Annotated in this window: 9 protein-coding genes and 2 pseudogenes; 9 read left to right on the top strand and 2 right to left on the bottom strand. The window is 56.2% G+C overall.

What is annotated here, in order from left to right; all coding sequences use genetic code 11:
* Positions 1 to 120: 120 nt before the first annotated feature.
* The 9 genes and pseudogenes from AB3X94_RS39070 to AB3X94_RS39030 form a co-directional block, all read left to right on the top strand.
* Positions 121 to 327: pseudogene (locus AB3X94_RS39070) on the top strand (1-pyrroline-5-carboxylate dehydrogenase); the annotation flags it as partial.
* A gap of 287 nt (positions 328 to 614) precedes the next feature.
* Positions 615 to 1,730, top strand: a complete 1,116-nt coding sequence (locus AB3X94_RS39065) for an aminotransferase class I/II-fold pyridoxal phosphate-dependent enzyme (protein ID WP_368614315.1) — start codon at positions 615 to 617, stop codon at positions 1,728 to 1,730.
* 235 nt (positions 1,731 to 1,965) lie between these two features.
* Positions 1,966 to 2,409 carry a GNAT family N-acetyltransferase gene (locus AB3X94_RS39060; RefSeq protein ID WP_176112052.1) on the top strand — a complete coding sequence of 148 codons (444 nt, stop codon included), beginning with the start codon at positions 1,966 to 1,968 and terminating at the stop codon, positions 2,407 to 2,409.
* 98 nt (positions 2,410 to 2,507) lie between these two features.
* Positions 2,508 to 3,292 (top strand): annotated as a pseudogene (locus AB3X94_RS39055) (transporter substrate-binding domain-containing protein).
* A gap of 98 nt (positions 3,293 to 3,390) precedes the next feature.
* Positions 3,391 to 4,080 (top strand): ABC transporter permease, encoded by a 690-nt coding sequence (locus tag AB3X94_RS39050; RefSeq protein WP_217710313.1) that lies wholly within the window; start codon positions 3,391 to 3,393, stop codon positions 4,078 to 4,080.
* Positions 4,077 to 4,853: an ABC transporter permease gene (locus AB3X94_RS39045; RefSeq protein ID WP_368594150.1), complete on the top strand. Its 777-nt coding sequence runs from the start codon at positions 4,077 to 4,079 to the stop codon at positions 4,851 to 4,853. Before AB3X94_RS39050 ends, AB3X94_RS39045 begins: the two co-directional genes overlap by 4 nt.
* 20 nt (positions 4,854 to 4,873) lie before the next feature.
* Entirely contained in the window at positions 4,874 to 5,641 is a 768-nt protein-coding gene (locus AB3X94_RS39040) for an ABC transporter ATP-binding protein (protein WP_368594151.1), read from the top strand.
* A 51-nt stretch (positions 5,642 to 5,692) separates the two neighbouring features.
* A complete protein-coding gene (locus tag AB3X94_RS39035; protein WP_368594158.1) occupies positions 5,693 to 6,046 on the top strand; it encodes a RidA family protein in 354 nt (117 codons plus the stop codon).
* A gap of 103 nt (positions 6,047 to 6,149) precedes the next feature.
* Positions 6,150 to 7,160 (top strand): response regulator transcription factor, encoded by a 1,011-nt coding sequence (locus AB3X94_RS39030; protein WP_368594152.1) that lies wholly within the window; start codon positions 6,150 to 6,152, stop codon positions 7,158 to 7,160.
* Here the strand turns inward: AB3X94_RS39030 and AB3X94_RS39025 are convergent.
* Both AB3X94_RS39025 and AB3X94_RS39020 read right to left on the bottom strand, forming a co-directional pair.
* Positions 7,044 to 8,333, bottom strand: a complete 1,290-nt coding sequence (locus tag AB3X94_RS39025; protein WP_368594159.1) for an NAD(P)/FAD-dependent oxidoreductase — start codon at positions 8,331 to 8,333, stop codon at positions 7,044 to 7,046. The genes AB3X94_RS39030 and AB3X94_RS39025 overlap by 117 nt on opposite strands.
* Before the next feature lie 17 nt (positions 8,334 to 8,350).
* Positions 8,351 to 9,730 (bottom strand): MFS transporter, encoded by a 1,380-nt coding sequence (locus AB3X94_RS39020; protein WP_246392445.1) that lies wholly within the window; start codon positions 9,728 to 9,730, stop codon positions 8,351 to 8,353.
* Between the last annotated feature and the right edge of the window lie 365 nt (positions 9,731 to 10,095).

The raw sequence follows: 10,095 nt of genomic DNA, 5'->3' as shown, positions 1-10,095 counted from the left end.
AACCCGCACCTTCGTCAGCTGCCATCGCCAGCGTCTGCTGCTTCATCCTGTTCTGCCTTCCTTATCCACTCCGCTCTATAACGCTCCGAGTAGCTATGCGGTGGACTTGATCAGCAATGCCTTAGATTTGCCGCGGGCAACTTCTACGTGAACGACAAACCGACGGGCGCGGTCGTTGGACAGCAGCCTTTTGGCGGCGCCCGCCGCAGCGGTACTAACGACAAGGCTGGCTCGATTCTCAACCTCTTGCGTTGGGTGTCGCCTCGCACAGTCAAAGAGACCTACGTGCCGGCAACGGACTATCGGTATCCACACATGAGGGGCTAACACGTTCGTGTTCCGCCGGTCTCATCGCTGGAGACCAGGCGAAGAGTTTCGCTTATACGGCGTACCGCTGAAGCTGCATTGGGATTTACGTCCGTTGAATTCGTGTGCCATAGATGCAGGCCACGCAACGGTCCTTTGTCTAGCCAGTTCGATCCTGTACTAAGGTCGTGGCTCCTCCTCTGGGGGGATGGAGCTAAGAATTCTGTCCGGTAAAGATTATTCGAACGCCATGCAGTTGGCTCGAAGAGCGGGCATCGGTCTGATTCACAAACTAACGGGAAGATTTTATGAAATACGTGCGCATGATCCTCGAAGAGGAGTCGCCGGAAGAACTGGGTTACGAGAAGATCAAATACAACCTGTCGGAGAGCTCGATCTCGGACCGGAGGTTCCGCGATTTCAACGTCGATAACCTTGATGATCTCGTTCTGCTGTACGGCGAGCATCGCGGCGACAAGCAGCTTCGAGAGCTTATCGCGAAACAAAGCGGCGCCCAATCTGTCACGTCTGATGACGTCCTGATCTGCAACGGCGCTGCGGGTGCCCTGTTCATCATCGCCACGTCCCTGCTGGACAAGGATTCGCACCTCGTCGTCGTACGCCCGAACTACGCGACAAATATCGAGACGCCGCGCGCGATCGGTTGCGAAACGACGTACATCGACCTGAAGTTCGAGGAAGGCTTCAAGGTGGACCTCGAAGGAATCGAACGTGCAGTACGCCCGAACACGACGTACATCAGCGTGACGTGCCCGCACAATCCGACTGGCACCATGATGACGTGGGACGAAATCGTTGGCCTCAAGGCGATCGCCGACAAGCACGACTGCCTTGTGCTTGTCGATGAGACATATCGTGACCTCACCTACGGTACGCCGTACCCAGCCGCAGCAACCATCAGTGATCGTTTCATTTCGGTCTCGTCCCTGTCGAAGGCGTACGGTACCCCCGGCATTCGTCTTGGCTGGCTAACGATGCGCAGCCCGGCGCTTTACCGGCTGTTTCTCGCGGCCAAAGAACAAATCGGCATTTGCGGGTCGGTGGTTGACGAAGCGATCGGGCTTGCAGTTCTCAAGGAGCGCGACAACTGGCTGGCCGAGAGCAGCAAGAGGAACCTCCGTCATTTGGGAATCACCCGCGACTGGGTCAACTCGGATCCCTACGTAGAGTGGGTGGAGCCCCAAGGCGGGGTCGTTTGCTTCCCGCGCTTGAAAGTGCCACCGACGTTCAACACAGACGAGTTCTATCGATCGGTGTTGCAGAACCACCATACGTACGTCGGTGCCGGAAACTGGTTCGAAATGTCAAAGCTGCACATGCGCATCGGGTTTGCATGGCCGACGGAGGATGAACTCCGAAAGGGTCTGGCGGGTATCTCCGCCGCCGTACGCGAGCAACTGTAATTCGATCGCAGCTCGTTCCGTGTGCAGATGAGCGGTGTGAAAACCATACGTGAGGTGCCTTCCTGCGCCGAAGCTATGGCAAGTCCGGAACTTTGCTGAGAAGCCATGCCATTTGCTCTTCGGCGGCATTGGTTTCTCTGCTCAATTCGCGGGAACAGATGATGAACCTGAGCGCGTCGCTGCAGGACAGCAGTAACAAACGGACTAAAAACCTCGTTAGCACGAAGGCAAGGGCATGCAAAAGGTAACTGTACGGGCAGCCGTTAGTACGGACTATGAGCGATGGCTGCCACTCTGGGAGTCCTATCTACACTTTTATCAGACGGACGTTCCGACGCGAGTCACGGAGGCGACGTGGGATCGGATCACGACGCAGGGTGGAGATCATCAGTGCGCCGTCAGCGAGGACGGGGCAGGCCGGATGACAGGGTTTGTTATCTATCTCTTCCATCGTTCAAGCTGGGCCGCGACGTGGAATTGCCTGATTGAGGACCTCTTTGTTTCTGAGGCCGCACGAGGGCTAGGGGTAGCACGTCAGCTTCTTGATAAGGCCTTCCAGGAGGCGGATGTCCGGGAGTGTTATCGCACGTACTGGCAGACGGAAGAAGCGAACAAGAGGGCGCAGAGTTTGTATGAGACTGTAGCTACTCGTGCTTCTGTAGTTCAGTACCGAAGATAAAAAGAAAGCGAGCAATCGGGAGAACCGGTGGCTTTGAACGCAGTTTGTAGGCGAATCTTGGTTTCAATTCCATATTAAAGCGAGCAAGGAGACGAGCGATGAAAAGGTCCACAGTGATGCTGGCACTTGTTGCATCCGTATTTATGGCGACGACCCACGCACAAGGGTCGGACGTGATTCGTATGGGAGTCGAGGGCGCATTCCCCCCGTTTAACGAAATGGGTACAGACGGACAGCCTCATGGTTTCGACGTCGATATCGGTAATGCACTTTGTGTCCAGCTCAAAACTAAGTGTGAGTGGGTTGTCCAGAATTGGGATGGCATGATTCCGGCGCTCATGAGCAACAAGTTCGACGCGATCATGTCCTCGATGACCGACACAGCGGAGCGCCGAGAAAGATTTCGTTCACCGAGAAGTACTACAGCGTTGCTTCTCGCATGGTCGCCCGTTCTGGCTCTTCATTTGATCCCACCCGACCGGAGACGCTGAAGGGCAAGAAAGTCGGAATGCAGCGCTCGAGTCCTCATGAATCGTTTGCGAAGGCGGTCCTCGCACCAGCGGGCGCAAAGGTCGTTACCTATCCATCAGATGAAGATGCCTTGACAGATCTCGCTTCCGGTCGCCTCGACGCCGTAATGGGGGATAGCACGATGCTCGCTACTGGCTTCCTCAACCAGCCGCAGGGTACTGGCTTTGCCTTCACCGGAAAGCCGGTCACAAACTCACAGTACTTCGGCGCCGGCATCGCGATCGGCGTACGCAAGGACGATTCTCAGCTCCGCGATCGCCTGAACAGTGCCATCAACGCAATCCGCGCGAGCGGAGAATATTATCGCATAGCCAAGCGCTACTTTAATTTCGATATCTATTCAGGCATCTGACGCACCGAGTCCTTGACTCCCGTGTGGAAGTTGGAGAGAGAGGGAGAGTTGCCGCATTCTGCGGCGACTGCCTTCCTTAATGTTTGTGGAGATGTCTAATGCTTTATGGATACGCTCGCGCGATTGGTGTTGGTGCCATGACAACGATCAACGTCGCATTGGCTTCGTTGCTTGTTGCAGTTGTTCTGGGGCTCGTGGCAGCCATGTGTAAGTCCGCGTCAAATCGCGTCCTCAATACCATCGCGTCGCTATACACGTCGCTCGCCCGAAGTGCGCCCGACTTTGTGTGGTTGTTGTTCTTGTATTACGGTGGCCAAGCCGCACTCAACTATGCAGTGAACAAAATATCTCCAGGACGTTCGATCGAGATCGACTCCTATATGGCGAGCGTGATAATTCTCGGGGCGGTCTACGGTGGATATGTCGCCGAGACGTTCCGAGGCGCGATACTGTCAGCTCCGGCTGGCCAACTCGAAGCCGGTTACGCATTTGGGTTGCGCAAGCGAACCGTGCTTTTTCGCATCCTCTACCCGCAGATGATGCGATTCGCCATCCCCGGTCTGAGCAACAATTGGCTCGCGCTTGTAAAGGCCTCCGCAATCACTTCTATGGTGAGTTTGAACGAGTTGGTTTTCCTCTCGACTGCGGCCGGACGCGCCACACACCACATCTTCCTGTTCTTCTGTGTCGCCGGTGCGGTCTATCTCGCCCTTACGACTGTCTCGCTCTGGATTCTGCGACGACTCAACATGAAATTCTCGCTCGGAATTCGAGAGGTGAATCTGTGAACTTCAATATTGTTCTGGATAATCTCCGGCTGTTTTTGTGGACTGACGGCGAAATCACCACCGGTTTGTGGTTGACCGTGCAGCTTCTTTTGATTTCTCTGGCGTTCGCGCTTGTGCTGGCAGTGCCGCTCGCGGTGATGCGCATATCGAAATCGCGTTGGCTGTCAACGCCCGTTTGGTTATTTACATACATCTTTCGAGGAAGTCCACTGCTCGTCCAGATGTATGTCATCTACTACGGGCTTGCTGAAGTCGAATTCATCCGTGAGAGTTGGCTTTGGACCTACCTCCAGGAGGCGTACGTCTGCGCGTGGCTCGCATTCGGACTGAACACTGCAGCATACACTTGTGAAATTTTCGCTGGCGCGCTCAAGGCTACGCCGCCCGGGGAGGTGGAGGCGGCTGTGGCGATCGGGATGAGCAAGTGGGCTCGCCTTCGATCTGTAATTTATCAGAGTGCGCTCCGTCGCGCGATGCAGGCGTATTGCAACGAGGTTGTTTTCACCCTGCACGGAACAGCGTTGGCCTCGGGCATCACGCTGCTCGACCTGGGTGGCGTTGCACGCGCAATCAGCATGCAGTATGCGGCACCGTTCGAGCCCTACCTGTTTGCGCTCGTGCTCTATAGCTTGTGCACATTTGCGATCCTGAGAATCTTCCGCACTTTGGAGAAACGATACATGGCTCACGTCCGGCCACGCGCCTCGCAGCGCGTTGCGGTCAAGTCTGCAAGCTCGTCCGCGGCCGAATTACAGGATGCGCGACAGTATTAATCAGAACACGAGTAACGATCATGAATGCACTTTCGGTTGAAAACGTACATAAGCGATACGGCGCACACGAGGTCCTCAAAGGCGTTTCGCTAAAGGCCAAGAAGGGCGATGTCATCAGCGTCATCGGCTCGAGCGGATCAGGGAAAAGTACATTCCTGCGCTGCATCAACATGCTTGAGCGGCCAAATGCCGGCGTGATCCGGCTGAACGGCGAGGAACTGCAGACGAAAGAAACACGCGACAGCATCATGCCGGTCAACCACGGCCAGCTAGAAAAGATGCGTACGCGGCTTGGGATGGTCTTTCAGCACTTCAATCTTTGGTCACATCTGACAGTAATCGAGAACCTGATGCTGGCACCGATCAGGGTGCAGAAGCGTTCGCGCAAGGAGGCCCATGAACGTGCACTCGACGTCCTCCTGAAGGTCAAGCTGGATCCGGACAAGGTTGCTGATATGTACCCGTCACACATGTCCGGTGGGCAGCAACAGCGCGTAGCGATCGCCAGGGCACTTGCCGTCGACCTCGAAGTACTGTTGTTTGACGAGCCCACATCTGCACTCGATCCCGAACTGGTTGGCGAAGTGCTCTCGGTCATGAAGGAACTCGCCAAGGAGGGGCGAACGATGGTGGTAGTGACACACGAGATGGCGTTCGCGAAGGAAGTCTCGAGCGAAGTGATGTTCCTTGATCAGGGTCTTGTGGAAGAGCGTGGCCGGCCAACTGATATTTTCGGAAGTCCAAAAAGTGAGAGGCTAGTAAAGTTCCTCACCGGGCCATTGAAGTAGTCCGAGGTCCACCAAGTGGACTGCTAGAGTCATTCAGACATTGAGGTTATCATCATGGTTGTAAAGCGTCTCCATCCCGGTCCGAGGATGTCTGCTGTCAGCGTTCGTCAGGGGGGGCGGCTCGCCGGGCAAGTCGCAGATGAACCCAATCTGGATGTCACAGCGCAGACCCCAAGGATCCTGGAGACCATCGACGCCCTGCTTGAAGAGGCGGGTAGCAACAAGCATCAAATTCTTTTTGCGCAGATATTTCTCGCGGACATTGCGGATTTTTCCGCAATGAACATCGCGTGGGATGCATGGGTTAGTCGGAGCGATCCTCGTCCACGTGCTACGGTCGAGGGAAAATCGGCCGTTCCCGGTTATACGGTCGAGGTGGTCATCACCGCGGCAGTCCTGGATTAAAGTTGGCCGAGAGCGCTGGCGCGGGTTGTCGAGGAGGTGTCCGTCGTCGGGCGGACACGATTTGGGGCTCGCGTCATGTCTCGAAGGAACTTGAGGGCGGTTTATGTCGGTCAACCTTTCCGAGCCAGGACCCGAATTTTTATGGATCGGCGAGGCAATCGATTTTGTCGGTAGCGAGAGATCATATGCCGCGGCATTCCGGCTGCTGAATCTGAATCTGGCGTTCGAGATGGTTTCGATTGTCGCGTATCGTGGAAAGACGCGTCCTGTGCTGCTATTCGATACATTCGGCGATACACCCTATCGGGAGGGCCTGACCAACTTTGTCGAATTGTCATACGTGCTGAGTCCATGCTATCAGGCATATCTGGACGGCATAGAGCCAGGTGCGTACCGGATGAAGGATCTGGTGCCTAAGGAATATCCAATTTCCCAGTCGTTCAAGAGTATCCCCGCGGCGTGGTCTGAAAAAGAGGAAATGCGTTACATCACCCATGGGTGGCCCGAGCGGAGAGAGGAGCTATTGCTTCTCGTCGAGCTCCCAGACAGGGCCATGGCCGAGGTGAGCTTTCTCCGACCCAGTTCGCTATCGGGTTTTGGCGCGCAGGAGATTTCCATTCTCGAAGTGATGGCGCCGTTCGTCTCTGCTGTTGTTCGGGCGAACTGGGCATGTTTCGTCCGTGATGCCGCACTCCCTCACGACAACGCTATCAATGTGGCATTTGAATCGTTCGGGAAGGACTTATTGTCTCCGCGTGAAGTAGAGGTGATTCGGCTGATTCTTCAGGGACACTCGTCGGTATCTATCAGCCTGAGACTGAATATCGCGATAACGACGGTGAAAAGCCATCGCAAGAAATGCTTACGCGAAGCTGCATATTGCGACTCAATCGGAGCTGATGGCATTGTACGTGCGCTGGTTGGAAAACGCGTCAAACGGATGAGTCCAGTGAGTCGCTTTGGGTTCTTCCTGCTTCGCTGCAGCATGTGGACTCCCTTAAGAGCAAAAGCGGTTCAGGGCGAAGTCTTCGATCCCTACCTGAGTGCGATCGCCTGTTACCAGATCGGCGAGCACAGCGCCCGCGGCCGGTCCAATGCCGAAGCCATGGCCTGAAAAGCCGGAACCCAGATAGAAGCCCGGTATCCGCTCGACCCTAGAGATAACCGGCAGTGCATCGGGCGTGACGTCAATCATACCTGCCCACGTACGTGCAATCGTCGCATTGGCGAACGATGGAAAGGTCTGCTTCAGGCAATTCATTGCGTCGTTGAGCATGCCGTTGTTAGCCTCAGGATCGAGCACGCGGTACGATTCGAACGGCGTCGGGGCGTCAATATTGAAGCGGCGCGGAATCTTCAGTTCATCAAAAAAGGGGCGTCCGAAACGGAGTCGCAGATACTTGCGCTCTTTGAGCCAGGCACGCAGGAATTTCGTGCTCAGGCGAATGCTATCGGGCGTGAGATCGGCGACCGAGGCGCCGAGTTTCGACACTGTGTATCCGCCGTCGCAGCGCTTGCGGCATGTGAAGTCGCCCCCGTTGATCGCGACGTCCAGTTTAGCGTCGATAGGCGCGGTTTGCAGCACGGACGCATGAACCTTGAGTTGCGGAAAGTCAATTGCATGATTGCCGCAGAACAGCCGCGACCACGCACCGCCTGCCAAAACCACGTCGGCGCATTTCACGACGCCGTGCTCGGTCACGACAGCCGACACGCGACCCGCGGAAATATCAATGCCCCGCACCGCACAGTGTTCGAAGATCGATGCACCGTTCGCGCGAGCGAGTTCGGCGATGCCTCGTGTGGCCATTGTGGGTTCTGCGACACCGTCGATCGCGCTATAGAGCGCCCCGTCCCATGCGCGGCTCGACTGCGGGAGAAACCTGGCGAGTTCGGCTCTGCCAAGAAGCCTGACGCGGGCACCGCTGGCGCCGGACGCATCGATCCATTTTTGATGCAGAGCCATCTCCGACTCGTCTTTCGCAAGATATGCGAGTCCCGTCATCCGGTAGCCCACGTCGATTTGCGATTGGATTGACTGCCACAATTCGTTCGCGAGGAAAGACAGTTGCAGTTCCTTAATGTCGCGTCCGATGGAGCGCACCCAGCCCCAGTTGCGCGAAGACTGTTCGCAACCGATCGTGCCTTTTTCGAACACCGCGACGTCGACACCTTTGCGCGCCAGCGCGAGCGCGCAGCTGATACCAATGATTCCGCCGCCAATAATTGCGACGGAGACCTGCTTGGGCAATTCGGGTTTCAATGTGATTTCTTGAATGGGCAGCATATTAGCTTGGAGATTTGTCAGTTGACGCGCTTGCGGCTGGCGATCAGAGCCACGAGCGCGAGGGTCGAAATCACTATCAGGTAATAGGCCGGCGACATGATGCTGCCCGTCAATTTTACGAGAAGGTTGGTCACGACAGGCGTGAGTCCGCCGAACAGCGTCATCGCGATTACGTAGGCGAGCGACGAGCCGGTGGTACGGCAGGACGTGGGAAAGAGTTGTGATAGCAACGAGCTGACCGGCGCGTAGTAGAAGCTGTAGAACACGAGTGAAAGGGTGCACTGGAATGCGATCAATGTTGCGGTGCTCGGTGCACGCGTGAGCATGTAAAAGAGCGGCAGGATCAGCACCATGCCGCACAGTAGTGCGGCACGCATCACCTTGACGGTGCCGAGTCGGTCCGCTGCGATGCCACCGATTATCGGGAACACGACGGATACGAGGCCGCTTAGAATCGATGACAAAAAGGCTGCGTCCTTGCTGACTCCCAGATTATGAATTGCGAACGTCGGCATATAGATGTTCATAAAGCTCGCGAGGCCGCCAGCGCCGGAAATGATGGCGCCCATGAGCACGCTTGACATATGTGATTGCGCCGTTTCGCGCAGCGGCTTGTGTGGCACCACGTCGCTCGCTTGCTCGAACGCGGCCGTCTCGTTCACTTTCCTGCGGATGTAGAGGCCAATCGGTCCGATCAGACACCCGAAGGCGAACGGCAGACGCCAGCCCCAGGAATCGATCTGTTCCGGCGACAGATAGCGATTCACGCCGTAGGCGAAGAGCGAGGCCGCCAATACAGCGAGACCCGACGTCGACCATTGCAGGCTCCCAAAAAACCCTCTGCGCTTTACATCTTGTTCGGTCAAAAATGAATTGGCCGCTCCAAATTCGCCCCCTGCCGAAAAGCCTTGAAGCAGGCGTCCCGCGACTAGAATTACCGGCGCGAACACGCCGATCTTGTCGTATGTCGGCACGAGGGTGATGGACGCAGTGCCACACAACATCAGGAACGCCGTGAGGCTTAACGTGAAGCGCCGGCCGTGTTTGTCTGCGACGACACCCAGGATGATCGCACCGACCGGACGGATAAGGAATGAGCTAGCGAAGGTTAGGAGACTGAGCAACAGCGCCGATCGCTCGTCGCCGGTCGGAAAAAATAGCTTCGACACAGTAATAGCGAACATTGCGTACACGAGCAGGTCGAACCATTCGAAAAATGTGCCGAAGTTCGCGGCGATGACATCGCGCATCCTGCTGCTTATGGCTTTCGTGCAGGTAATGGGGTCAAGGGTGTTGGCTCTGTTCAGCATCTTATTTCCTTTGCAGTCGGTGCTGGCGACCAGCCCAACCAGTGTATCGCCGCGCGTCATTGCGACAGCAGCGGCAGAAAGAGACATCGCTTCTTGACATCCGCTGCCAGATCAACGGCTCCCAGCTGCGGGGTTATTCGTTGCGCCGCCGGGCCATGCACGGCGGAATGAGTAGGATGGTGTGCCGTCCACGTGAACGACACAATGCCGTCAAAAAAGGTCCGGTATTTGAAATTCGTATAGAGGGTTTCCCCGGATGCGGACAGACCCCACTCGGCACCTCATTGCCTCGCTCAAGCATTCCCCCGGCCGTCGATCTCCAATGTCGAGGTCGAGAAGCGCGGCAACGGACGCGGACGCAGCACACCGCAGCCAGTCCCGCCGCTGAACGCAGCTTTGCACCTCCGGCGCTCTAAAAAGTAAGGGAATACCCTTATCCATTTTTCAAATAG

This window comes from Paraburkholderia sp. BR10923 (genome assembly GCF_040948765.1).
Taxonomy (GTDB): Bacteria; Pseudomonadota; Gammaproteobacteria; order Burkholderiales; family Burkholderiaceae; genus Paraburkholderia; species Paraburkholderia youngii.
Note: the sequence above shows the minus strand (reverse complement) of the source record. Positions and strands in the feature narration are given on the sequence as shown.